Origin of the sequence: Xanthomonas sp. Leaf148 (assembly GCF_001423585.1) — a bacterium.
Taxonomy (GTDB): domain Bacteria; phylum Pseudomonadota; class Gammaproteobacteria; order Xanthomonadales; family Xanthomonadaceae; genus Xanthomonas.
Genome location: NZ_LMOP01000012.1, coordinates 328,033 through 352,007 on the forward strand (window position 1 = coordinate 328,033; position 23,975 = coordinate 352,007).

The following is a 23,975-nucleotide window of genomic DNA, read 5'->3' on the forward strand; positions in this document are numbered from 1 at the left end:
CGGTCGCGACTGGACGTCGGATCAATCATCTGAGGCAGGACGGTTCAAGGTAAGGAACATGCCATAGACTCACCCCATGCTCTTCCACGTGGCACTGGCGGACCCAACCGCAGCGATCACCTGACAGAACGCACCCGCGTTCTTGGGCATGCAAGGCGATGCGTGGGCAGGCCGCCGCGCTGATTCCGACACACATCACACCTTCAATCAGGGAGAGCCACATGACAGATCAAGAAGACAATCAACCGAGTCTGGAAGACGTCAAGCTGGCGTTCGACGGCCAGAGCCTGGATTGGTATCTGCAGAAGCTGGTCGCAACCGTCAACACCTCGAACGTGCAGTTCGGTATCACGCTGTTTGTGGAAGGCATCATCGTTTCCGGCCAGCTGGTTAGCGGGAAACAGTACTTCGAAGCGTTTGCGCAGGAATTTTCCGCTGCCTATCCCGGCGATGCCGAAGAAAAAGAGGATATCCGTCGCGCGTTCGCCAGCCATGCCAGCATCTACGACACCGAGGACGATGCGCAGCAAAGCAGCAGGCCGCCGCAGTTCATTCACCTGATCGAGTCACGTTGCTTCTCGCCCGGCGGCCAGCCGCTGCCGAGCAACCGCGGTGTGCTCTGGCGCGGCAAAGTGAATGCCGTGTCCGGCTTTACGCTGGGATCGCTGTCGGCAGACTAATCCCGGCACGCTCCGCGTTGGTGTGAGGTGCTCGCCACCTCACATCAAACTGTTCGAACGAATCTCCAGGCATGCTGCAGCGCTGCGCAACGGCGAAAGCGGCGTGCGTTGCCGCCGCTGTTCCAGCCAGCGCCAGTGGCCCCTGATTTACCGTGCTGGCTTGCCGGCCGCTTCACGCGGCGGCGCATTTTTCACGTAGCGGTCGAACCAGTCCAGCATCTCGGCGACCACGTCTTCGGTGGATTCGCGTGCGGTGTACCAGTGCGGTTCGAACGGCAGCAGTACCAGCCGTGCGGTGCCGCCGTTGCCACGGATTGCCTGGAACAAGCGCGGTGCCTGGGTGGTTTCGGTGCCGGGGTTGGCGTCGTCCATGCCGTGCACGATCAACAACGGCTCGTTGATCTTGTCGGCGTGGAAGAACGCCGATGCCTGCGCGTAGATCTCCGGCGCGGCCCAGAACGAGCGGCGCTCGCTCTGGAAACCGAACGGCGTCAGCGTCTTGTTGTAACTGCCGCTGGTGGCGGCGCCGGCGCGGAACAGGTCCGTGTGTGCCAACAGGTTGGCCGTCATCAGCGCGCCGTGGCTATGCCCGGTGACGCCGATACGTTGGCGGTCGACCACGCCCAGCTCCACTGCTTTGTCCACCGCGGCGGTGGCGTCGTCCACCAGCTGCTGCAGGTAGGTGTCGTACGCGGTCTTGGGGTCGCCGACGATAGGGAAGGCGGCATCGTCGATGATCGCGTAACCGGCCAAGAGCAGCACTTGGTAGTAGCTGAGGCGGGTGAAGTCGCGCTCGCTGGCGCCGCTGACCTGGCCGGCCTTGGAGGGGTCGGCATAGTCGAGCGGGTAGGCGTACAGGATCGCCGGTACGCGCGTGCCTTCCTGATAGCCGGGCGGCGTGTACAGGGTGAACGACAGCTCCACGCCATCCTTGCGCTTGTAAGTCACCAGGCGCTTCTTGATCTGTCGCACCAGCGGGGTCGGATCCGGGAAACGGGTGACCGGCGTGGCAGTGGAGGCAAGGATCGCCTCACCTGTCGCCGCCGTCGGCAACGGCTGACCGAGCGTGCGCAGATACACGTTGGGCGGGTCGGTCGGCGACTGGTGCCAGGTCAGCAGGCGCGACACGTCATCGCCGGCAAAGCCGAAGAACAGTTCGTCCACACTGGCGTCGCTGCGGAACAGTCGCTGGGTCTTGCCACTGGCCAGTGCATAGCGATCCAGAAACGGCCGGTCGCCCGCAGGGGAGGCGCCCTGCCCGCTCAGGAACAAGGCACCCTGTTCTTCGCGCAGTACGGCCTGGCCGTTGGCCAGCAGATGCGTTTCCGGCACGCCGGGATCGGCATACAGGTCGTCGGTGGACAAGTCGAACAACACCCGCCCGGCAGTGCCGGGGCGGTCGGCATCCAGCAGCGTGGTGCGACGCCAATGGCGGTTTTCGTCGTACTCGTCCAACAGCGCCCGGCCGCCTTCGGCAAACCACGACAGGCCGGCATAGCGCTGTTGCACGCGCGTGAGTTCACGCGGCTTGGCGGTGAACGGTGCAGCCAGCGTCATCAGCTTGTCGCGCGCGGGCACGCTGGTTTTCCAGTCGCCCCCATCCAGCGCCTCGGCCCAGACCAGCGTGGCCGGTTGATTGGCACGCCAGGAATAGGCGCGCGGGCCGATCGCGACCCCTTGCACCGGCACCCGGTCGGCAACCGGCAGATCGGCCAGCCTGCGCTCGCTGTCGTTGGCCAGATCCAGCACCGCCACGTCGTGGGCGAAGCGCGCGTAAGTGGTGACGTAGGAATACGGCTGCTTCAACCGTTCCACCAGCACGTGGCGGCCATCGGGCGCGCCATCCACGGTGCTGTAGACCGCAGGCGAACCGAGCTTGCGCTGGGTGCCGGTGGCCGCATCCACCGTGAGCAGCTGGGAGGTGGCGTAGTAGCTAAACAAGGCCTCGTCTTCTGGGCTGGAGAGCGTGTCGCGCGCCTCGTAGGTGCTGCTTTCGCCCTTGCCCTGGATGGTTTCCTTGACCTCCGGGCCCGGTGGCACCGCCGCCTTGCGCGGCGCGGCGCCCAGGTCGTGCGGCACCGTCTTCAGCAGCACGGTGTCGCTGCCGCCCAACCACTGGATTTCGCCACCCAGCACCGGGTTGAGTTGCACACCGTCGATCTTGCGCACGCTGCCGGTGGCGACCTCGCCCACCCAGAGCTCGACGCGATCGGCGGCCGTGTTGTTGAAGGCGAAGCGACGCCCGTCCGGCGACCACACCGGCGCTGCCGGGCAGGCGCCGGCCGGCAGGGTCACCGTGGTCTGCTTGCCAGTGGCGACGTCGACCAGGCTGAAGCCTTCCAGGCAGGAACGAATGCCGTAGCCGCTGGACATGTCGTGACGGCTATGCGTGCGCGGTTCCACCCGCACGCCGGCCAGCTTCAGGTACGGCTCGGCCACGCGCGCGATCGGCGGATACTGCGTGCGCTGCACCAGCAACAGGGTCTTACCGGTGGGATCCAGCCGCGGCGATGGATTGAGCGGCGCGCGCAACACGCTCAAGAGCGGCTCCGGCGGCTGCCGGTAACCGCCATCGGGCGTGCCGGCAAGGGCAGACACCGGTAACAGGCTGGCAAGCACCAGCCATCCGCTCCATCGGTACGCGCTGAGCATCTCGGTCGTTCTCTGGGCAATGATCGCAGCAAACTAGCACGCGCCTGCAGCCCCACATCTGCATGCGCACGCAGCCCTGTCGCCACGTCCGCAGCGCGCGTGCAAACGCGCCGGTTACGCCGATGCCGTGAGCGTCCGCTGCAGGAACTCACCGATGTACTGCGCGATCTCCGGCGCATGCGTTTCCAGCGCAAAGTGACCCGTGTCCAGCAGATGGATTTCGGCTTTCGGCAGGTCCTTGGCATACGCCTGCGCGCCCGCCGGAATAAAGGCCGGATCGTGCTTGCCCCACACCGCCAGCAGCGGCGGCTGATGCTTGCGGAAATACGCGTGGAATGCGGGATAGGCAGCCACATTGCTGCGGTAATCCAGAATCAGATCCAGCTGGATGTCTTCCACACCGGGGCGCGCCATGTACGCGATGTCCAACGTGTAGCCATCGGGGGAGAGCTTGCTCGGGTCGGCACCGGTGCCGTATTGCCAGTCGCGAATGGTCTGCGGCGACAAGCTGGCGCGGCACGCTTCACGATTGGCATCAGTCGGGGCGCGCCAATACGCTTGCCATGCACCCCACTGGTCGCTGAAGCCGTCCAGGTACGCATTGCCGTTCTGGCTGATGATGGCGCTCACCTTGTGCGGGTTTGCCGCAGCCAGGCGAAACCCGACCGGCGCGCCGTAATCGAACACATACAGCGCGTAACGGCTTAGTCCCAGCGCTTCGGTAAAGCCCTCGATCACCTTGTAAAGCTGTTCGAAGGTGTAATCGAACTGCCCGCGTGGCGGCGCCTTGGTATTGCCGAAGCCCGGCAGGTCTGGCGCAATCAACCGGTAGCGGCTTGCCAACAACGGCATCAGATCGCGGAACATGTGGCTGGCGCTGGGGAAGCCATGCAGCAACAGCAACACAGGCGCATCCGCGCGCCCGGCTTCGCGATAGAACACCTCGACATCGCCGACGCGTTGGGTCTTGTAGGTCACGTTGATGCTTGGATCATGAGACATAGCGGCTCCTTTGTTGGTCTGCGTGTTGCCGGAAAGCGCACCTGCATGCAGGCCGCCGGCGCCCAGCGCGACTGCCGTTCCGATGCATGAAACAAGCATCTTGCGGCGGCCGAGTTCGATCGCGTGATCGGCATTGAGCGTGATGGGTGAAGCGGACTGCGTCATGGCACGTCGAAGATCGGATCAAGTGATCGACATGCTAGGCCTCGCTCCGCAGCAGCAGAACCACCGCGCCCATCAATTGACCATTGCGGCGCTCGCAATGCTGCGGCGCTCCCTGCACACGCCCTGCCCTGCACCGTGCATCGGCGGCGCACTGCTACTCTGTGGCGATAACCACGCGTGAGACACCGGTGGATCGCATCCAGGAAATGACGCTGTTTGCCGCACTTGCAGAGCAAGCGAGCTTTGCCGGCGTCGCGCGCCGCCTTGGCATTTCCACCGCCACGGTGACGCGCACCATCGCGCAGCTGGAAAATCGCCTCGGCGTGCTGCTGGTGGTACGCACCACCCGCACCATGCGGCTCACCGACGCTGGACAGCAGTACGCCATCGACTGCCGACGCCTGTTGGCCGACCTGGAGGATGTCGAAAACACAGCAGCCGGGTTGCACGCACTCCCCAGCGGATCGCTGACGGTGACGGCTCCGCAGATGTTCGGCGCGTTGCATGTCATGCCGGTGTTGACGCACTTTCTCAGTCGTTACCCAAAGGTCACCGCACGCGCCATTCTGGCCGACCGCGTGCTACCACTGCTGGACGAGGGCATCGACGTCGCGGTGCGCATCGGCGCACTCCCCGATTCATCGTTGACCGCGATCCCGGTGGGCAGTGTGCGTCGCATGGTCTGCGCTTCGCCGGGCTATCTGGCAGAACACGGCATTGCGCAGCACCCAGACGATCTATCGCAGCACCGCACCCTCTCGGTCGCATCTTCGGAGCGCGCACCCAAGTGGCCGTTTCGCATCGATGGACGTGAGTCTCTGGTCGAGGTTGGCTCACGCCTCAGCGTGACCTCGTCCAAGGCCGCCATCGGCGCCGCGGTACAGGGCTGGGGACTGACGCAAGTGCCGTCTTACCAGATCCGCGAACACCTCCAGAACGGCACACTCACGTGCATCCTCGAGACGTTCGAGATCGCACCGGAACCGGTGCATGTGGTCTACGTGGAAGGCCGTCGGAGCTCATCCAAGGTGCGCACGTTTGTCGACGACTGCGTGGATGCCCTGCGGCAGGATCTGATTGCTGCAGCATCGCTGAGCTAGACGTTTCGCCGCCACTGCTTCCGGGTTGTTCCCTCATGCAGCGGCTAGCCAGTCAGACCACGTCGACGGGATTGCTGCATTGCGCCTGCTCGATGAGTGCACCGGAATCACGGCGCAACAGTGCTGGCTTAGCCGGTCGCGGCTGCATTGCCAAGACAGCCGATGCCCGGCGATGTGGGCGCACGCAAGATGCGTACGCCACGGCGTTAAACAGCGCCGCGTCACCGGTCACGTTGACGCAGCGGACTTCACAAGTCCCCAGGCAGCCGTTCGGATTGTCGATCCAACACCTGCCCATACCCGTCTGGCGACAGCGCTGCACGGGGTTCCACCGCGCCTACCCAACAACACCCTGCCCGGCCGATTGCCCGGGCACGCGCGGCGCCCATCCAACCATTCCTTGGCAGGACCCGATATCGAGCATCAGCAAACGCTTGCTTTTTTAGATGATGATAATCATCATAAATTCCATCTCAACCCGAAGGCCTGTCATGACCACGCGTCCCACTGTTCTGATCACCGGCGCTTCCAGTGGTATTGGCGCCGTCTATGCCCAGCGCTTTGCGCAGCGCGGCCATGCGCTGGTGCTGGTGGCGCGCGACAAGCAGCGCCTGGAGGCATTGGCCGCGCGTTTGCGCGGCGCCCACGGCGTCACGGTCGACGTCTTGCAGGCAGACCTGACCAGCCACTCTGCGTTGGAGGCGGTCGAGGCGCGCCTGCGCGACGACAGCCAGATCGAGATCCTGATCAACAACGCCGGCATTGCGCAGTCCGACGGGTTTCTGGACCAGGATGCCGCCAGTATCGAGCGCCTGGTCGCGCTTAACACCACCGCACCGACCCGCCTCGCGGCGGCGGTAGCCGCGCGCCTTGCCGCTGCCGGTCGCGGCGCCATCGTCAACCTCGGCTCGGTGGTCGGGCTGGCGCCGGAGTTCGCCCCCACCGTCTATGGCGCGACCAAGGCCTATGTGCAGTTCCTGTCGCAGGGCCTGCACGTGGAACTCTCGCCCAAGGGCGTCTACGTGCAGGCCGTGCTGCCGGCCGCCACCCGCACCGAGATCTGGGAGCGCGCCGGGATGGACGTCAATGCATTGCCCGAGGTCATGGACGTGGAGGAGTTGGTCGATGCGGCGCTGGTCGGTTTCGACCGCCGCGAGCTGATCACCATCCCGCCGCTGCACGTGGCCGAACGCTGGGACGCACTGGACGGCGCCCGCCAGGGCCTGCTGTCGGACCTGCGCCAGGCGCATGCGGCCGAGCGGTATCACACCAGCACCTAAGCGCAATCCACAACGCGGCTGCGCGGGCGAGGCCACAACAGCCCTGCACGCCGCGCGTCAGCCGGCCGCACAGCAACACAGCCACGCGTTGCCGCACGCTCCACGTGTGGCAACGCGCTCCTTCTTCGCCGTGACCATCGAGAACATTCCATGACATCCAAGCATCCCGTGGCGCTGGTCACCGGCGCTTCTTCAGGTATCGGCCTTGCAGCGGCCACGCAACTGACCGCTGCCGGCTACACCGTCTATGGCACCAGCCGTCGCGGCGCCGATGCAGGGCAACGCGGCTTTCCGTTGCTGGCGCTGGACGTCACCGACGATGCGTCGGTGCAGGCCGCCATCGCCACGCTACAGACGCGCGAAGGACGCATCGACCTGTTGGTCAACAACGCCGGCATCGGCATCACCGGAGCCGCCGAGGAAAGCTCGATCGAGCAGGTGCGTGCACTGTTCGACACCAACGTGCATGGCGTGGTGCGGGTGACCAATGCGGTGCTGCCGATCATGCGTGCGCAACGCAGCGGGCGCATCCTCAACGTGGGCTCGGGTCTGGGCTTGCTGCCGGCACCCTTCAGTGCGTACTACTCGGCCACCAAGCACGCGCTGGAAGGCTATTCCGAATCGCTCGATCATGAAGTGCGCGGCTTCGGTATTCGCGTAGCAGTCATCGAGCCGGGCGCCACCAAGACCGGTTTCGAGTCGGGCACAGCAACGGCGGACCGCCTGCTGCCAGCCTACGATGCGCTACGCGCCAGCTACCAGCGCGCCTACGACACGGCGATGGCGGTTGCCGACAGCGCCGACAGCGTGGCCGAGACCATCGTGCGGGCGGCCCGCGACCAGCACCCCAAGCTGCGCTATCCCTCGGGTAAGTCGGCACGGCAAGGCGCATTCGCCCGGCGCTTTTTGCCACGCGCGTTGCTGGACAAGGTGCTGCACAAGCAATTCGGCATGGGCTGATTCCAGCCCTGGCGTACCCGCCGCGCGAAGCTCAGCTGACGCGGCGCTCAAGGCAACGCGCTTTGCGTGTTGCTGCCTCCGTGCCGGCAGGGCGCTGGCATCACGGCTGCAGCCGCGCGCCGTTGCTCGCCACCAGCGAGGATGCCAGCAGCAATACGCTTGCCCCAATGAATGTGGCGCCGATCGACAGGTGATCCAGCAACACACCGCCCAGCGCGCCACCGAGCATGATGGAGAGCTGGATCGCAGCCACCATCAAGCCGCCGCCGCTTTCCGGCGCATCCTTGATGCAGCGGCTCAGCCAGGTGGACCACGCCACCGGAATTGCCGCGTTGAGCGTGCCCCAGGCGATCATCGCCACCGCCACCGCCCACAGCACGTGGCCGCCCAGCAACATGCCAAGCGTGACGACGCCCAGTGCGGCCGGCAACACGGTGAGCAGGGTGAACAGCCGCTTGGCGACCAGCGCGGTGGCCGCATAGGTGCCAACGAAACCGGCAAGGCCCAGGCCAAGCAGCAGCAACGACAGCTGCGACACATCGACCTGCGCGACGCTTTCCAGGAACGGGCGGAAGTAGGTGAACGCGGAGAATGCGCCGGCAAAGCCAAGCATCACCGCGAGCATTGCGCGAGCGACGTAGCGGCGCTTCAACAAGCGGGCGATATCGCGCAGCGAACTGGCACCTTGCGCCGGCATCGACGGCAGGCTGCGCCATTGCCAGGCAATGGCCAGCACCACCAACGGCACCATGCCCCAGAACACACCACGCCAGCCGATGATGGCGCCGAGGTAACTGCCCAGCGGCGCGGCAAAGGCAGTCGCGACGGCATTGCCGATAAACACGATGCCCAATGCCTTGGGCACGGCATGCTCGGGCATGATGCGCATCACCGTGGCGGTGGACAGCGCCCAGAACCCACCGATGGTGATGCCGAGCAATGCACGCGCGACCATCAACATGCCAAAGCTGTGTGCGCTGGCAATCAGCAACAACGACAGCAACATCACCGCGCTCAGACCCAGCAATACATGGCGCCGGTTCAAACGCGACGACAGCGGCGCGATCAGCAGGCTGGCAATCACCGCAAATAGGCCGGAGATGGAGATCGCCTGCCCGGCCATGCCGGCGCTTGCGTGCAAATCGGCGGCGATCGGTGTGAGCAGGCTCACCGGCATGAATTCCGATGCGATCAGTAGCGCAACGCACAGCGACATCGAGCCGACCGCGCTCCAGGTCTGACGGGTCGCGACAACGGCATCGGGCTGGGCTGTATCGGTGGTCAATGTGTTGGCTGGCATGGGGAAGCCTTAGGTAAGAGACAGGACACACGGCACATGGGCGCGCTACGGCGCGCAAGCGACTGTGCTGTTCGGGATGGATGCGCTACGGGCGGCGATGGACTGCACCGGCCCGCGCTTGCTTCGGCCGCACGACAAACGTGATGCAGCGCATGATCGCGGCGCCGGCATGCGCGTGTCTGGAGGTTGCGCAGATTACGTGGTCCACGTGCGCGGAGTAAGACGCCTGCGCCGCACGGGCTTATGAGGTGCACTCATGAGCGTGGTCTGCGGATGATCGTGGTGAAGCGCGCGATGCACGGTAGTTCGACGGTGCGTCCATACACGCACAGGCCCGGAGATCGAATGCAATGCTGGTGCAGCCTCCATCCAGACGCCATCTTTGCCGCAGCTGCTCTGCTACGGCGCCGGTTCTCAGGTTCAGCGCCCCGGCTCACGGTGCCGCCGTTCGACTCACGTCAGCAACGCTTGGCCGATCTCTGCAGATCCATGCCACGCGTCGCACGCCTGCACCGTGTGCTCCGCCATCACGCGCGCGCATCAGCCTTTGTAACGCAATGCATCCAGCACCAGATTGAACGCTGGCGACGAGTGGCGGCGGCTGGGATAGAACGCATGCAGGCCCGGCCAGGTGGGCGACCAATCCTTCATGATCCAGCGCAGGCGCCCGGCCTTGATATGTGCGCGAGCAAGATCCTCCTGCACGAACGCGATGCCGAAACCGTCGACGGCCGCGTCCACCGCTTCATAGGTGCCGTTGAAGGTCAGCTGGCCCTGCACGCGCACGATGACTTCGCGGCCGTCCTTCTCCAGCTCCCAGGCATAGATGCCACCGGCGGTTTTCATACGCAGGTTGATGCAGCGATGCGCGGTGAGGTCCTGCGGCGTTTTTGGCAGCGGCCGGCGCGCCAGGTACGACGGCGATGCAACAAGCGCCATGCGCATGTCCGGCGCGATGCGCGCGGCGATCATGTCCTTTTCGACCTGGTCGCCCAGGCGCACGCCCAGATCGTAGCGATCGGCAACGATGTCGGTCAGTCCATTGTCGATGACTATCTCGACGTTGATGTCGGGGTATTGCTGCAGCAGCTTGGACAGCTTGGGCCACAGGATCGCGCGCGCGGCATAGTCGGTGGCGGTGATGCGCACGTTGCCTGCTGGGGTATCGCGCATTTCGCTCAGCGCCGACAGCGCGTCTTCGATCTCCGTAAATCGCGGCGCCACCGTCTGAATCAAACGCTCGCCCGCCTCGGTGGGCGCCACGCTGCGGGTGGTGCGCGTCAGCAGGCGCAAGCCCAGCGTGGCTTCGAGCCCGCGGATGGTATGGCTCAACGCCGACTGCGAGACGCCCAGCGTGGCTGCGGCCCGGGTGAAGCTGCCTTCGCGGACGATGGCGATCAGCGCCAACAAATCCTTGAAATTGTCGCGCGCCATTGGTGAATCTCTTTCATGGAATGCGCCGACTGTAGCAGCCGTTTGGATTCGAGGCGGCGCGGTGATTGTCCTTCTCCTGCGGGGCTCCAGGGCACGGCGTGCGTGCATTGGTGCGCCCGCGCCGCAAGCGTGGGCCGGGGGCGTGGAGCCGGGGTTGGGGAGGGAGGGATTGGCGAAGCAGGCGGTGCCTCGCTTCTATAGGCGCGTGGCGAGGCGTTTGTCTTTGCTGGGACCGACAGCGCTCTGCGGCGCCCCCTCATCCGCCCTTCGGGCGCCTTCTCCCAATGAGAGAGGGGACGCATGGCCACGGTGCCTGTCGCATTTTTTGCAACGCGTGACCCTAAAAAAACCGCTTTGGGGTGACGGGGGTGGTTCGTATAGTCGATCTCAAGGCGCTGCCCGCTCGGTAAGCGCCTGTCGCCACACCATCGTCCGGGCACTCCATCGCCCGGCGATGCCTCGCCCTTCCCCACCGCTTGCGGAGGCTCCATGCATCAGTCGCTATCGCATCGCGGTCCGCGCAGCGCCTGTGGATCGGCTCACCCGCATCACGCCCTATGCTGAGCACCCAGCGCCTCTCACCGGACAGCGGCTCCGGCGCACGTGCGGTGGCGCGTTGCGATGCGCTGGGCGTTGCGCCCTACAGCGACACACCCCAGGGACTGTTCCGCGCCTGGCTCAGCCCGGCGCACCGCGCTGCCATCGCGCAGGTGAGCACGTGGATGCGCCAGGCCGGCATGCAGGTGCGCCTGGACGCAGCGGCAAACCTGATCGGCCGCTACGACGGCACGCAGGCCGACGCACCCGCGCTGCTGATCGGCAGCCACCTGGACAGCGTGCGCGATGCCGGCCGCTACGACGGCCCGCTCGGCATCCTGCTCGGCATCGAATGCGTCGCCGCACTGCACGCGCAAGCGCGCCGCCTGCCATTCGCCATCGAAGTCATCGCGTTCGGCGACGAAGAAGGCTCGCGCTTTCCGGCCTCGATGTTCTGCAGCCGTGCGGTGGCCGGCACGCTCGACCCGACCACGTTGGCGGTGACCGACGCCGCCGGCATCGACGTCGCCACCGCGCTGGCAGACTGGGATCTGGACATCGCGCACATCCAGCACGCCGCACGCACCCCGGGCAGCGTGCTGGCGTATCTGGAAACCCATATCGAACAAGGCCCGGTGCTCGAAGCCGACGGCCTGCCGGTGGGCATCGTCACCGCGATCGCCGCGCAACGCCGCTTCGCGCTGCGCTTCGACGGCCGCGCCGGGCATGCCGGCACCACCACGATGGCGCTGCGTCGCGATGCCTTGAGCGCTGCGGCCGAGGCGCTGCTGGCAATCGAACGCATCGCGCGCGATGGCAGCAACGATCTGGTCGCCACCGTCGGCAAGCTGCAACTCGCACCCGGCGCCGTCAACGTGGTGCCCGGCCGTGTGGACTGCACGCTGGACGTGCGCGCCGGCGACGACGCCACCCGCGATGCCGCGGTGCGCGCCATCGAACAGGCACTGGCGCGCATCGGCGCGGCGCGCGGCATCGCCATCGCCATCACCCCGCTGCAAACCCTTGCCGCCAGCCCATGCGCACCGACGCTGATGACCCGGCTCGACCACGCGGTCGCCGCGCAAGGTATCGCCCCGCGGCGGTTGGTCTCCGGTGCCGGCCACGATGCGATGACGATGGCCGCGCTCTGCCCAACCGCGATGCTGTTCGTGCGCTGCGCCGGCGGCATCAGCCATCATCCGGACGAACACGTCGACCCGGCCGATGCCGAGGTCGCCCTGGCGGTCATGCGCCATTTCATCGAACACCTGGGAGACCCCCTTGTCACCTGATCTGCGCCACCTGCATACCTTTGGCGAACTCGACCCACCACAACGCCTGTTGATGGGCCCCGGCCCGGTCAATGCGCATCCACGCGTACTACGCGCGATGGCGGCCGACCTGCTGGGCCAGTTCGACCCGGAAATGACCACCTACATGAACGAGGTGATGGCGCTGTACCGGCCATTGTTCGGCACCGAAAATCGCTGGACGTTTCTGGTCGACGGCACCGCGCGTGCCGGCATCGAAGCGGCGCTGGTATCGCTGGTGCAACCGGGCGACCGCGTGTTGGTGATCAACTTCGGCCGCTTCGGCTTGTTGCTTACCGAAATCCTGCAGCGCCTGGGCGCCGACGTGCACAGCGTGGATGCACCGTGGGGCGAGGTGGTGCCGCTGGCGGCCATTGCCGAGGCGATCGAACGGGTGGAGCCCAAACTGGTGGCCACCGTGCACGGCGACACCTCCACAACCATGGCGCAGCCGCTCGATGGCCTGGGCGCACTGTGCCGCGCGGCCGGCGCGCTGAGTTACGTGGATGCCACCGCCACCATCGGCGGCATGGAGATCGCCAGCGACCGCTGGGACGTGGACGTGGTGACCGGCGGCCTGCAGAAATGCCTGGGCGGGCCGTCCGGCTCGGCACCGATCACCGTGTCCGAGCGCGCGGCCGAGGCGATCTTTGCACGCCGGCATGTCGAACGCGGCATCGTGCGCACAGACATCGTCAATGGCACCGGGCCACGCATCGTGTCGAACTATTTCGACCTGGCGATGATCATGGATTACTGGTCGGACAAGCGCCTCAACCACCACACCGAAGCCACCACCATGTTGTACGGCGCACGCGAATGCGCACGCGTCGCGCTGCAGGAAGGCCTGCCCGCACGGTTCGCGCGCCACACCGCCGCCAGCCGTGCGGTGAGCGCCGGCATCACCGCGATGGGGCTGGAGGTGTTCGGCGACGCGGCGCATCGCATGACCAACGTCACCGGAGTGGTGATCCCGGCGGGCATCGACAACGACGCGGTGCGGCGGCGCATGCGCGAGGATTTCGAGATCGAGATCGGCACTGCCTTCGGCCCGCTGCAAGGCAAGATCTGGCGCATCGGCGCGATGGGCTACAACGCGATGAAGCACAAGGTGCTGCTCACCCTGGCCGCGCTGGAAGCGGTGCTGCGTGCCGAAGGCTACACCTGCACGCCGGGCCTGGCGGTGGAAGCCGCCCTGGCGGCCTGGCATGCGGAGCCGGCTGCATGAGCGTGGCGCGCGACCTGATCGGCTACGGCGCCACCCCGCCGGCTGCGCAGTGGCCGGGTGGCGCGCGCATCGCAGTGCAGTTCGTCATCAATTACGAAGAAGGCGCAGAAAACTGCGTGCTCAACGGCGATGCCGGCTCGGAGGCGTTTCTGTCGGAAATGGTCGGCGCACACGCCCAGGCCGGCGCACGCGCCATGGCCATGGAAAGCCTGTACGAATACGGCAGCCGCGCCGGGTTCTGGCGGCTGCATCGGCTGTTCACTGCGCGCGCGGTGCCGGTGACCGTGTTCGGCGTGGCGAACGCACTGGCCGCCAATCCCGACGCAGTGGCCGCGATGCAGGCCGCCGAGTGGGAAATCGCCAGCCACGGGCTGCGCTGGATCGACTACCAACACATCGACGAGGCCACCGAGCGCGCGCATATCGCGCAGGCGATCGCGGTGCACACCCGCGTCACCGGCAGCCGCCCGCTGGGTTGGTACCAGGGCCGCACCAGTCCCAACACCGCACGCCTGGTTACCGAAGAAGGCGGCTTTGTCTACGACGCCGACAGCTATGCCGACGATGTGCCGTATTACGACACCCGCCACGGCCGCGCGCAGCTGATCGTGCCGTACACGCTGGATGCCAATGACATGAAGTTCGTCGCCTACAACGGGTTTGCCGATGGCGAACCGTTCTTTCGCTATCTGCGCGACAGCTTCGAGCAGTTGCGCAGCGAAGGCGGGCGCATGCTCTCGATCGGCCTGCACGGGCGCATCGTCGGCAAGCCCGCACGCGCGGCCGCACTGGCGCGCTTTGTCGATCACGTGCTGGCCAGCGGCGATGCGTGGGTGGCGCGACGCATCGATATCGCGCGCCACTGGTTGCAGGTGCATCCGGCATGAGCAGTGTCACTGCCGACATCGATCTGCCCGAGGTGATCGCCCAGGTGACCGCCGCCTTTCACGCTTACGAAAGCGCGTTGATGCGCGATGACATCGCCGCGATGGATGCGCTGTTTCATGCAGCGCCCAGCACCGTGCGTTACGGCGTGGGCGAAGTGCTGTACGGCATCGACGCGATCCGCGCGTTTCGCATCGGCCGCGGCGGCTCGCCACAACGCCAGCTCATGCACGTGGAAGTGCACAGCTACGGCCATGACTGCGCAACTGCTCATGCGGAATTCGTCCGCGAAGGCAGCAGCGCGCGCGGCCGCCAGAGCCAGAGTTGGGTACGTTTTGCCGATGGCTGGAAAGTGGTGGCCGCGCACGTGTCGCTGCAAGGGACTCACGCATGAGCGCGACCGACGACCGTGTGCTGGACGATGCCGCCTTCGTGGCGCGCTATCGCGAGGTGTTCGAACATTCGCCGTGGGTGGTGGAGCGCGCCGCGCGTCGCCGTCCGTTCGAGGATGTGTATCGCGGCTTGATGCAGGTGGTGTTCGATGCATCGCCGCAAGATCAGCTTGCGTTGATTCGCGCGCACCCGGAGCTGGCCGGCAAGGCGGCCATCGACCGCACGCTCACCGCCGCCTCGGCCGCAGAGCAGGCCTCGGCCGGTCTTGATCGGTTGAGCGAGGACGAATTTACCCGCTTCCATGCGCTCAATCAGGCCTATCGCCAGCGCTTCGGTTTCCCGTTCGTGATCTGCGTGCGGCTGCACGACAAGGCCGGCATTCTGGCTGCGCTGGAACGCCGCCTGGATGCCTCGCGCGACGCCGAGATCGCCACCGCCCTCGCCGAGATCGGCAAGATCGTCCACTTGCGCCTGGAGGCACTGCCATGAGCCTGGCCCAACTCGAACGCGAACTCGCCCGCGACCTGCAACGTCTGGCCCATGGCGGGGATGCCTGGGTGCAACCGCGCGTACATCCGGCCGGGCATGTCTACGACGTGGTGATCGTCGGCGCCGGCCAGAGCGGGCTGGGCGCGGCGTTCGCACTGCAACGCGAGCGCGTGCACAACGTGCTGGTCATCGACGAAAACCCCGCAGGCCAGGAAGGCCCCTGGGTCACCTACGCACGGATGCAGACACTGCGCACGCCCAAGCAGATCACCTCGATCGACCTGGGCGTGCCGTCGCTGACCTTCCGCGCCTGGTGGGAAGCGCAACACGGCAGCGCGGCCTGGGACACGCTGGACAAGATTCCGCGCGCCCGCTGGATGGACTACCTGCGCTGGTACCGCGCGGCGCTGCGGCTGCCGGTGCGCAACGCCACGCAGCTGGCACGCGTCGAACCCGAGGTCGCGCCCGGCATCCACCGGCTGCATCTGTCGATGGGAGCGCCGCTGCTGACGCGCAAGCTGATCCTGGCCACCGGCATCCAGGGCGGCGGGCAGTGGGTGGTGCCGGACTGGATCGGCCGTGCCCTGCCCAGCCACCGCTACGCACACACCTCCAGCCACATCGACTTCGCCGCGCTTGCCGGCAAGCGCGTTGGCATTCTCGGCGGCGGCGCATCGGCATTCGACAACGCTTGTTTTGCGCTGGACCAAGGCGTCGCCACGGCCGAAGTGTTCGTGCGCCGCAGCGAGCTGCCGCGCATTAACCCGTTCCGCCACATGGAGCAAGCCGGCATCATTCCGCGGTTTCTGACGCTGCCCGATGCGGACAAGTACCGGATGATGGCCAGCTTCTTCGCACACAACCAACCGCCCACCAACGACACCTTCCAGCGCGCCTGCGCGCACCCAGGCTTTGCGCTGCACCTGGGCGCGCCGTGGCTGGAGGTGGCCGAGCGCGACGGCGCGGTGGTGGTGCGTACCCCGCACGGCGAACACCGCTTCGATTTCCTGGCCGTGGCCACCGGCCTGGTCACCGACCCGCAGCTGCGCCCGGAACTGGCCGCGCTGTCCGGGCGCATCGCCTGCTGGGCAGACCGCTACCAACCGCCGCCGGGCCAGGCCAACCCGGTGCTCGATGCACACCCTTATCTGGGGCCGGGCTTCGAACTATTGCCACGCACGCCGGACGACGCCGCACTGCTGCACGGGCTGTTTGCCTTCAACTATTCGGCGCTGATCAACCACGGCCCCTCGGCTGCGGCGCTATCCGGGCTCAAGGTTGCGTTGCCGCGGCTGGCCCGTGCGGTGGCCGACCAGCTGTTCCTGGACGACCGCCAGGCCATCGTCGACAGCTATCTGGCCTACGACCAACCCGAATTCGTCGGCCAGTGGCCGCAACCGACCCAGGCGGTCGCATGAGCACCCTGTCCACCCATGTGCTGGATACCGCCGCCGGTCGCCCTGCTGCCGGTGTACAGCTGCGCCTGTTCGCCGGCGACACATTGCAGCTGGAGGCGGTCACCGACCAGGACGGGCGTTGCCCAGCGCTGGCTACCCTCACCCTGCCACCCGGCCGCTACCGGCTGGAATTCGACGTGGCCGGCTACTGGCGCGCCACCGGCACCGCACTGGCCGACCCCCCGTTCCTGGAACAGGTGCCCATCGCCTTCGGCATTGCCGACGACGGCCATTACCATGTGCCGCTGCTGCTGTCGCCGTACGGGTATTCCACTTATCGCGGCAGCTGAGTGGCGCTCAGACCGACTGCGCTCGCACGCAAGGCCGGCGCGGTCGATACCGTGGGCCGGCGCATACCGCTCGACCTTCAACTACCACGCACCGGCCGTGTGCACCCGACAGCGGCTCACGACGGCTGCCCACAGCGCCTTGTCAGCCGCTTCCGGGCGGCTTCAGATCGGTAACGGATCGGCGCGACACACGCCGCATTCCACCCCGGCCCCGTAGAATGACGCCTTTCCGGCGACAGGCCGGGGCCCCGGAATTGTCATGATCCACAACGATGTACTGCGCAGCATCCGCTACATGCTCGACCTCAGCGACGACAAGGTGGTGGAAATCACTCACCTGGCCGACCCCGAGTTCGCGCTCGACAAGCCGCAGGTACAGGCCTGGCTGAAGAAGGAAGACGAGCCCGGTTTCGAGCCCTGCACCGATGCGATGCTGGCGCGCTTTCTCGATGGCCTGGTGCTGCGCTTCCGCGGCCGCGACGAAAGTCAGCCGGCCCGCCCCCTGGAAACCCGCGTCGGCAATAATCTAGTGCTGAAAAAACTGCGCGTGGCCTTCGAACTGAAGGACGTGGACATGCACGCCATCTTCGCTGGCGCCGGCTTCCCCCTGTCCAAGCCGGAACTGTCGGCCCTGTTCCGCCAACCCGGCCACAAGAACTTCCGCCCTTGCGGCGACCAACTGCTGCGCGCCTTCCTCAAAGGCCTCACCGCCCGGGTGCGCGAAGCGGGGTAAGTGTGCCTGGCGCACTGCCCGACGGATCCCGATCCGTACGGGCGTGGCGCAGCGCAGCGGCATCGCGGCTTGCACAGCTGACGCATGTAGATAACGCAAACCCAACACCGCGATCACTACGCTTCAAAAGTGACCACACGGATGTGACGAATGGGGAGTGCACCAGGATTGCGTGCCGACTCACGTTGGCACGAGTCAGCATCGGCATTGCTCGCTGTGTTCGTGCTGCACGTGGTGTTTGCCGTTTGGCTCATACACCTGTCCGCTAGCCACATGACATCGCAGCGCGACATCACCGCCACGCGCATCACCCTCACGTTCATCGCAGGTGACCCGTCGCCAGCACCCACCCCGCCTGTCCTGATGCGGCAACCAGCCACCAAGGCACCGACGCGCACGAACACGCGCCTCATCGCGATTGCGCAACAGCCTATCGGACCCACGTTGGCGACGCCCTCGCCCCTCACTCCCGGCATGGCAGCGACCGGCACGCCCGGCTTGAACCTGCATGTGCACGACACCACGCCAGTGATCGCTGCAAGCAGCCAGCGCCTGCTCACGCCGCCGGATGCCTTGCCGGTGGACACCACGCGCTTCAACCAGGCCTGGGCGCCGGATGGTGGCGAAGTGCAGCAGACCTGGGCCTTCCGCTCCGGCTTGGCGCGCGCGGCTTTATCGATGACCGGGGCCTTACGCCAGCCCTGCAACCAGCGCGAGCGCGATCAACGCCTGGAAAAATGCTTCGGCAGGCAATACCAGAGCGACGTGGAACCGCCCGCGTCGCCCGGCCGCTGAAACAGGCGACGCACCTGCGAAAATCCATCGCCGCTGCCGCGCCATGATGCAACCCACACCACCTAGCAAGCCGTGGTCAGCCGGCAACGCGCGGCGCGCAGAAACCGGCGTGCAGACTTCGCCCTTCTTGCCGGCACCGCAAACCCACCGCGCACCTGTCGGCGACGCTGCGGCTGCGCGCCGCGCTCACGCAGCCACCACCAAGCGCGGCTTGCGTGCATCCAGTCGGAACACCGACACCGCTTCGCTCAGCTCCACTGCCTGTTCTTCCATCGCACGTGCGGCGGCCGAGGCTTCCTCCACCAACGCGGCATTGCGCTGGGTGGTTTCGTCCATGTCGTTGACGGTGCGCGCCACCTGTTCGATGCCCGACGATTGCTCGCGCGATGCAGCGGAAATCTCGGCGATCAGCGTGGTGACCTGCTGTACCGATTGCACGATGTCCTGCATCGTGCGTCCGGCCTGATCCACGCGCGCGCTCCCGCGCGCCACGCTCTCCACCGATGCATCGATCAACTGCTTGACCTCCTTGGCGGCACCGGCCGAGCGCTGTGCCAGCGCGCGCACTTCGGAGGCCACCACCGCAAAGCCGCGGCCCTGTTCGCCAGCGCGCGCGGCTTCCACCGCCGCGTTCAACGCCAGGATATTGGTCTGGAACGCGATGCCGTCGATGACGCTGATGATCTCGGCGATCTTCTTCGACGACACTTCGATCTCGCCCATGGTATCGACCACGCTGGCGACCATCTCGCCGCCACGGCCGGCGATGTCGGCAGCGGCCTGCGCACCACGGCTGGCCTGCTGCGCGGTGTCGGAGTTCTGCCGCACGGTCGAGGTGAGTTCTTCCATCGAGGCGGCGGTTTCTTCCAGATTCGCCGCCTGTTGTTCGGTGCGTTGCGCCAGATCGCTGTTGCCGGCGGCAATTTCTGCCGAGGCGGTGCGGATGGTCTGCGCGGCCAGCGTGATATCGCCAACGATATCGGTCAGGCGTTGCACGGTGGCGTTGGCATCGTCGCGCATCCGCGCGAACACGCCCTGCTGGTTACCGCGCATGCGCGCGGTCAGATCGCCATCGGCAATCGCCTTGAGCAGCTGCGACAACTCGCCCAGATTCTGGTCCACGTTCTGCATCAGGCCATTGAGGCCCTCGACCATGCCGCGGAATTCGAACTTGTAGGCATCGGCATTGCCGCGGGTCGCAAAGTCGCCGGCCGCAGCGGCGTCCACCAGGCCGCGAATTTCGCCATTGATGGCCGCCAGGTTGCGCTTGGTGGTGTCCATCGCATCGGTAATCTGCGCCTTTTCGCCCGGCAGGCGCGGCATGTCCACCGACATGTCGCCCACCGCGTAATGCTGCATCACCTGCAGCATGGTGCCGATCAGGCCCACCTGCGCGCCGATCAATCCGTTGGTGTCATCGACCATGCGGCCGTAAGCGCCGGGAAACGCCTGCGCGTCCATGCGGTAGCTCATCTGCCCGGCTTCGTGGCGCTGCGCCATGTCCGCCTGCGCGCTGGAGACATCGGTAAGCGTGTTGACCACCTGCCCCATTGCCTGGCCAAGCAGGCCGATTTCATCGCGATTACTGACCGCAGCCCGCGCGGACAGATCGCCGGCCGCCACCAGGCGTGCCGCACGCGCGACGTTTTCGATGGGACGCACGATCGAGCGACGAATCCACCACCCCAACACCACCACCAGACATAACGCCGCAGCAATGGTGGCCAGCGCCGAATACACCAGCATGTGCTGCGCCGATTGCGAACTTGCCAGTACGGCCGCATCGGCCAACGCCTTGCTGCGCGCGACCAACGCCTCCAACGTCTGGCTGGGCGCGCGGTCCTTGCCCTTGACCAGCTGGTCGCCCACCTGGGTGTCGTAACCGGACTCGGCAAACTTGCCCAACGCCGCTTCGTAGCTGACCTGCAGTTCCAGATGCGCCTTGGCAAAGTCCTGCGCCAACGTGCGCGCCTGCGGATCGGCCAGCGCGCCTGCCAGTGAGGTGACCGTGCCCTGCACACTCTTGCCTTTGTCGCGGAAGGCAGTCAGATGTTTTTCGAGCTGTGCGGGGTCGCGGCCCCGGATCAGCACGTTCTTCCATTCCTGCACCTGCAGGCGGAAATCGCGGGTGAGTTCTTCGCTGGCCGAAGCCTGCGCCACTTCCACCGGCACCTTGCCGGACAGACTCAACCAGGCAGAGCCCAGACCGCCAAGTGCGCATAACAGGATGATCGACAGACCAAGCGCAAGGGCGCCCAGCAGCTTGCTTTGCAGACTGACAAAACGCGGGGACGGGGTGGACATGGTCAATCCAATGACGGGTTCAACCGGGTTATCGACGCCGGCCATGCACTCTGAAGCATGCAAGCCTCCTGCATTTGCACTCGTCGGATCCGCCCCGCGGCAACCTAGCGGACGCTGCCGGAGCGGCTGTGGGGCGCATATCTTTGTGCACGCAGGCTCTTGGTCCGCAGCACGTTGCCGGGTAGCAAGCGCTGGCGGCAAGCCCAAGCAATTGCGTTGCCGACAGGCCCTACGCCATTCCCTGACAGGCTTCACCTCGATCCCCGACCATCGCACCGGCGCGAGCAGGCCCGTATCCTTGCCGCGCATGACCGAACCTGCATTCCCCATCGCCCCACTGCTGCCGCAGATCCGCGACAGCCTGGCCGCCCACCCGCGTCTGGTGCTCGAAGCCCCGCCCGGTGCCGGCAAGACCACCCAGGTGCCGCTGGCGTTACTGGATGCGCCGTGGCTGGCCGGCCGCAGCATCGTGATGCTGGAACCGCGCCGGGTGGCCGCGCGTAGCGCTGCGCTGTTCATGGCGCGCCAGTTGGGCGAGCCGGTCGGCGAAACGGTGGGCTACCGCATCCGCTTCGAAAACAAGACCTCTGCGCGCACCCGGATCGAGGTGGTCACCGAAGGCATCCTGACCCGGATGATCCAGGATGACCCGATGCTGGAACGCGTGGGCGCGCTGCTGTTCGACGAATTCCACGAACGCCATCTGGCCGGCGACCTCGGCCTGGCATTGGCGCTGGACGTGCAGGCACAGGTGCGCGAGGACCTGCGCATCGTGGCGATGTCGGCCACGTTGGATGGCGAGCGGCTGGCCGGCTTTCTGGATGCGCCGCGTCTGAGCAGTGCCGGGCGCAGTTTTCCGGTGGAGATCGCACATTTCCCCGCGCGCCGCGACGAAGCGCTGGAACCACAGACGCGGCGCGCAGTGGAGCATGCCCTGCTCACCCATCCCGGCGATGTGCTGGTGTTTCTGCCAGGCCAACGCGAGATCGCGCGCGTGCAAGGCGCCTTGCAGGACGCGCTGGACCCGGCCATCCAGGTATTGCCGCTGCACGGCGAGTTGTCGGTGGACGCGCAAAGCCAGGTGCTGCAGCCGGATGCGCAGGGCCGCCGCCGCGTGGTGCTGGCCACCAACGTGGCAGAGTCCTCGGTGACCTTGCCCGGCGTGCGCGCGGTGATCGACAGCGGCCAGGCGCGCGAGCCGCACTACGACCCCAACAGCGGCTTTTCGCGGCTGGATGTAGCCACCATTTCGCAGGCGTCGGCCGACCAGCGCGCCGGCCGTGCCGGACGCGTGGCCAGCGGCTGGGCGTACCGGCTGTGGCCGCAATCGCAGCGCCTGGAGCCGCAACGGCGTGCCGAAATCGCCCAGGTGGAACTGGCCGGCCTGGCACTGGAACTGGCCGCCTGGGGCAGCGATGCGCTGCGCTTTGTCGATGCCCCGCCCGCTGGCGCGCTGGCCGCCGCGCGCGAATTGCTGCAACGGCTGGGCGCGCTCAGCGACAGCGGCGGCATCACCGCGCTGGGCCGCCGCATGCTGGCGCTGGGCACGCACCCGCGTCTGGCCGCGATGCTGGCGCAGGCCGGCGCTGCATCGCGCCTGGCACTGGCCTGCGACCTGGCCGCGTTGCTGGAAGCGCGCGACCCGCTGCGGCAGGGCGGCGATGGATTGGCCGCACGCTGGCGCGCGTTGGCGGCATTTCGCCAGGGCCGCAACGCGCCCGATGCCAACCGCGGCAGCCTGGCCGCGATCGACAGTGCCGCCAAACAATGGCGCCGCCGACTGCGCTGCGACACCGCCCCACCCACCAGCGTGGAGGCGCACGCGCTGGGCGACCTGCTCGCGCATGCCTTCCCCGACCGCATCGCCGCACGCCACCCGACCGACCCGTTGCGCTATCTGCTCGCCAACGGCCGCAGCGCGCGTTTGTTTGACCGCAGCGACCTGCGCGGCGAACCGTGGCTGGTCGCCAGCGAGCTGCGTTACGAAGCCAAGGACGCCCTGCTGCTGCGCGCCGCTCCGGTCGACGAGGCTTATCTGCGCCGCAGCCTGCCCGAGCGCTTCGTGCAGCAGGACGTGGTGCAGTGGGACGCCGACAAACGCGCCTTGGTCGCGCGCCGGCAATCCAGCTTCGACCGCATCGTGCTCGACAGCCGCCCCGCCGGCCGTGTCGATCCCGCCCAGGCGGCCGGCGCACTGACCGAGGCGGTGCGCCAGCTCGGCCTGGACGCCCTGCCCTGGACCGAGACCCTGCAGCAATGGCGCGCGCGCGTGTTGTCGCTGCGGGTGTGGATGCCCGAGCTGGAGCTGCCCGATCTCTCCGATACCGCATTGCTTGCCTCGTTGGACCGTTGGCTGCGCCCGGCCTTCGCCGGCAAGACCCGGCTCGACGCGCTGGATGAGTCCAGCCTGGGCGAGGCGCTCAAAGCCGCACTGCCGTGGGAACGCCGCCAGGCCATCGACCGCCACGCTCCCACCCGCATCAACGTGCCGTCGGGCATGGAACGCCAGATCAGCTACGCACTCGACCACACCCAGCAACCGCTGCCGCCGGTGCTGGCGGTCAAACTGCAGGAGCTGTTCGGCCTGGCCGAAACCCCGCGCATTGCCGATGGCCGCATCCCGCTGACCCTGCACCTGCTCTCGCCCGGCGGCCGCCCACTGCAGGTCACGCAGGATCTGAAAAGCTTCTGGGCCAACACCTATCCGGACGTCAAAAAAGAAATGAAGGGCCGGTATCCCAGGCATCCATGGCCAGACGACCCCTGGACAGCTGCCGCAACCCATCGCGCAAAGCCCCGCGGCACCTGATCCGCCATGCTTTAGCCCCTCTCCCGCCCGGAGAGCGGTTGGCGTGCGGGGACGGCCGCGCGTTGATCGTGCAATGCAAAACGACATCTCTCTTGAACGCAGGCAACAACGCTTTTTAACCGTTAGCCAAACGGCGCTTACTGCCGCTAACGCCGCCTATACGCCATTGGCC

Annotated in this window: 19 protein-coding genes; 14 read left to right on the forward strand and 5 right to left on the reverse strand. The window is 66.7% G+C overall.

The genetic code is table 11. The features are described 5' to 3' along the window. Positions 1 to 221 precede the first annotated feature (221 nt). On the forward strand, positions 222 to 680 hold the full coding sequence (gene gvpU, locus ASF90_RS18525) for a gas vesicle accessory protein GvpU (protein WP_055853542.1): 459 nt from the start codon (positions 222 to 224) through the stop codon (positions 678 to 680). A 147-nt stretch (positions 681 to 827) separates the two neighbouring features. Here the strand turns inward: gvpU and ASF90_RS18530 are convergent, their stop codons facing one another. Then, positions 828 to 3,332, reverse strand: a complete 2,505-nt coding sequence (locus tag ASF90_RS18530) for a prolyl oligopeptidase family serine peptidase (protein WP_055853545.1) — start codon at positions 3,330 to 3,332, stop codon at positions 828 to 830. A 114-nt stretch (positions 3,333 to 3,446) separates the two neighbouring features. Next, on the reverse strand, positions 3,447 to 4,334 hold the full coding sequence (locus ASF90_RS18535) for an alpha/beta hydrolase (RefSeq protein ID WP_115528152.1): 888 nt from the start codon (positions 4,332 to 4,334) through the stop codon (positions 3,447 to 3,449). 371 nt (positions 4,335 to 4,705) lie between these two features. Here ASF90_RS18535 and ASF90_RS18540 point away from each other — a divergent pair, with 371 nt between their 5' ends. The 3 genes from ASF90_RS18540 to ASF90_RS18550 all read left to right on the forward strand — a co-directional run bounded on the left by ASF90_RS18540 (position 4,706) and on the right by ASF90_RS18550 (position 7,839). Then, positions 4,706 to 5,599: a LysR family transcriptional regulator gene (locus ASF90_RS18540; protein ID WP_055853550.1), complete on the forward strand. Its 894-nt coding sequence runs from the start codon at positions 4,706 to 4,708 to the stop codon at positions 5,597 to 5,599. Positions 5,600 to 6,090: 491 nt separating this feature from the next. Then, positions 6,091 to 6,879: an SDR family oxidoreductase gene (locus tag ASF90_RS18545; protein ID WP_055853552.1), complete on the forward strand. Its 789-nt coding sequence runs from the start codon at positions 6,091 to 6,093 to the stop codon at positions 6,877 to 6,879. Between the two features lie 150 nt (positions 6,880 to 7,029). After that, positions 7,030 to 7,839, forward strand: a complete 810-nt coding sequence (locus ASF90_RS18550; protein WP_055853555.1) for an oxidoreductase — start codon at positions 7,030 to 7,032, stop codon at positions 7,837 to 7,839. A 100-nt stretch (positions 7,840 to 7,939) separates the two neighbouring features. Here the strand turns inward: ASF90_RS18550 and ASF90_RS18555 are convergent, their stop codons facing one another. Both ASF90_RS18555 and ASF90_RS18560 read right to left on the reverse strand, forming a co-directional pair. Next, positions 7,940 to 9,139 carry an MFS transporter gene (locus ASF90_RS18555; protein WP_055853557.1) on the reverse strand — a complete coding sequence of 400 codons (1,200 nt, stop codon included), beginning with the start codon at positions 9,137 to 9,139 and terminating at the stop codon, positions 7,940 to 7,942. A gap of 540 nt (positions 9,140 to 9,679) precedes the next feature. After that, positions 9,680 to 10,573 (reverse strand): LysR family transcriptional regulator, encoded by an 894-nt coding sequence (locus ASF90_RS18560; protein ID WP_055853559.1) that lies wholly within the window; start codon positions 10,571 to 10,573, stop codon positions 9,680 to 9,682. Between the two features lie 557 nt (positions 10,574 to 11,130). Between ASF90_RS18560 and ASF90_RS18565 the strand changes: the two genes are divergently transcribed. The 9 genes from ASF90_RS18565 to ASF90_RS23675 all read left to right on the forward strand — a co-directional run bounded on the left by ASF90_RS18565 (position 11,131) and on the right by ASF90_RS23675 (position 18,690). Continuing rightward, positions 11,131 to 12,402 carry an allantoate amidohydrolase gene (locus tag ASF90_RS18565; RefSeq protein WP_055853561.1) on the forward strand — a complete coding sequence of 424 codons (1,272 nt, stop codon included), beginning with the start codon at positions 11,131 to 11,133 and terminating at the stop codon, positions 12,400 to 12,402. Beyond that, positions 12,392 to 13,648, forward strand: a complete 1,257-nt coding sequence (locus ASF90_RS18570) for an alanine--glyoxylate aminotransferase family protein (RefSeq protein WP_055853564.1) — start codon at positions 12,392 to 12,394, stop codon at positions 13,646 to 13,648. The genes ASF90_RS18565 and ASF90_RS18570 overlap by 11 nt, the downstream gene beginning before the upstream one ends. Then, positions 13,645 to 14,535 (forward strand): allantoinase PuuE, encoded by an 891-nt coding sequence (gene puuE, locus ASF90_RS18575; RefSeq protein WP_055853567.1) that lies wholly within the window; start codon positions 13,645 to 13,647, stop codon positions 14,533 to 14,535. The genes ASF90_RS18570 and puuE overlap by 4 nt, the downstream gene beginning before the upstream one ends. Beyond that, positions 14,532 to 14,927 (forward strand): oxalurate catabolism protein HpxZ, encoded by a 396-nt coding sequence (hpxZ, locus tag ASF90_RS18580; protein WP_055853569.1) that lies wholly within the window; start codon positions 14,532 to 14,534, stop codon positions 14,925 to 14,927. The genes puuE and hpxZ overlap by 4 nt, the downstream gene beginning before the upstream one ends. Next, complete coding sequence (gene uraD, locus ASF90_RS18585) at positions 14,924 to 15,415, forward strand: 2-oxo-4-hydroxy-4-carboxy-5-ureidoimidazoline decarboxylase (RefSeq protein WP_055853571.1); 492 nt, start codon at positions 14,924 to 14,926, stop codon at positions 15,413 to 15,415. The genes hpxZ and uraD overlap by 4 nt, the downstream gene beginning before the upstream one ends. Further along, positions 15,412 to 16,833: an FAD-dependent urate hydroxylase HpyO gene (hpyO, locus tag ASF90_RS18590; protein ID WP_055853574.1), complete on the forward strand. Its 1,422-nt coding sequence runs from the start codon at positions 15,412 to 15,414 to the stop codon at positions 16,831 to 16,833. The genes uraD and hpyO overlap by 4 nt, the downstream gene beginning before the upstream one ends. Continuing rightward, positions 16,830 to 17,162: a hydroxyisourate hydrolase gene (gene uraH, locus ASF90_RS18595; protein ID WP_055853576.1), complete on the forward strand. Its 333-nt coding sequence runs from the start codon at positions 16,830 to 16,832 to the stop codon at positions 17,160 to 17,162. Before hpyO ends, uraH begins: the two co-directional genes overlap by 4 nt. Before the next feature lie 259 nt (positions 17,163 to 17,421). Continuing rightward, the gene (locus ASF90_RS18600) at positions 17,422 to 17,895 is read left to right on the forward strand and encodes a DUF1456 family protein (protein ID WP_055853578.1); all 474 of its coding nucleotides are present in this window, start codon (positions 17,422 to 17,424) and stop codon (positions 17,893 to 17,895) included. Between the two features lie 444 nt (positions 17,896 to 18,339). Then, positions 18,340 to 18,690 (forward strand): hypothetical protein, encoded by a 351-nt coding sequence (locus ASF90_RS23675; RefSeq protein WP_153066517.1) that lies wholly within the window; start codon positions 18,340 to 18,342, stop codon positions 18,688 to 18,690. A gap of 186 nt (positions 18,691 to 18,876) precedes the next feature. Here the strand turns inward: ASF90_RS23675 and ASF90_RS18610 are convergent, their stop codons facing one another. Continuing rightward, positions 18,877 to 20,994, reverse strand: coding sequence for a methyl-accepting chemotaxis protein (locus tag ASF90_RS18610; RefSeq protein ID WP_055853965.1), 2,118 nt, complete (start codon positions 20,992 to 20,994; stop codon positions 18,877 to 18,879). 307 nt (positions 20,995 to 21,301) lie between these two features. Between ASF90_RS18610 and hrpB the strand changes: the two genes are divergently transcribed. Further along, the gene (hrpB, locus tag ASF90_RS18615) at positions 21,302 to 23,803 is read left to right on the forward strand and encodes an ATP-dependent helicase HrpB (protein WP_055853583.1); all 2,502 of its coding nucleotides are present in this window, start codon (positions 21,302 to 21,304) and stop codon (positions 23,801 to 23,803) included. Positions 23,804 to 23,975: the final 172 nt, after the last annotated feature.

Bases quoted from the DNA above. Each gene is read 5' to 3' on its own strand.
- gvpU (WP_055853542.1), top strand. From the start codon at position 222: ATGACAGATCAAGAAGACAATCAACCGAGTCTGGAAGACGTCAAGCTG.
- ASF90_RS18530 (WP_055853545.1), bottom strand. From the start codon at position 3,332: ATGCTCAGCGCGTACCGATGGAGCGGATGGCTGGTGCTTGCCAGCCTG.
- ASF90_RS18535 (WP_115528152.1), bottom strand. From the start codon at position 4,334: ATGTCTCATGATCCAAGCATCAACGTGACCTACAAGACCCAACGCGTC.
- ASF90_RS18540 (WP_055853550.1), top strand. From the start codon at position 4,706: ATGACGCTGTTTGCCGCACTTGCAGAGCAAGCGAGCTTTGCCGGCGTC.
- ASF90_RS18545 (WP_055853552.1), top strand. From the start codon at position 6,091: ATGACCACGCGTCCCACTGTTCTGATCACCGGCGCTTCCAGTGGTATT.
- ASF90_RS18550 (WP_055853555.1), top strand. From the start codon at position 7,030: ATGACATCCAAGCATCCCGTGGCGCTGGTCACCGGCGCTTCTTCAGGT.
- ASF90_RS18555 (WP_055853557.1), bottom strand. From the start codon at position 9,139: ATGCCAGCCAACACATTGACCACCGATACAGCCCAGCCCGATGCCGTT.
- ASF90_RS18560 (WP_055853559.1), bottom strand. From the start codon at position 10,573: ATGGCGCGCGACAATTTCAAGGATTTGTTGGCGCTGATCGCCATCGTC.
- ASF90_RS18565 (WP_055853561.1), top strand. From the start codon at position 11,131: ATGCTGAGCACCCAGCGCCTCTCACCGGACAGCGGCTCCGGCGCACGT.
- puuE (WP_055853567.1), top strand. From the start codon at position 13,645: ATGAGCGTGGCGCGCGACCTGATCGGCTACGGCGCCACCCCGCCGGCT.
- hpxZ (WP_055853569.1), top strand. From the start codon at position 14,532: ATGAGCAGTGTCACTGCCGACATCGATCTGCCCGAGGTGATCGCCCAG.
- uraD (WP_055853571.1), top strand. From the start codon at position 14,924: ATGAGCGCGACCGACGACCGTGTGCTGGACGATGCCGCCTTCGTGGCG.
- hpyO (WP_055853574.1), top strand. From the start codon at position 15,412: ATGAGCCTGGCCCAACTCGAACGCGAACTCGCCCGCGACCTGCAACGT.
- uraH (WP_055853576.1), top strand. From the start codon at position 16,830: ATGAGCACCCTGTCCACCCATGTGCTGGATACCGCCGCCGGTCGCCCT.
- ASF90_RS18600 (WP_055853578.1), top strand. From the start codon at position 17,422: ATGATCCACAACGATGTACTGCGCAGCATCCGCTACATGCTCGACCTC.
- ASF90_RS18610 (WP_055853965.1), bottom strand. From the start codon at position 20,994: ATGTCCACCCCGTCCCCGCGTTTTGTCAGTCTGCAAAGCAAGCTGCTG.
- hrpB (WP_055853583.1), top strand. From the start codon at position 21,302: ATGACCGAACCTGCATTCCCCATCGCCCCACTGCTGCCGCAGATCCGC.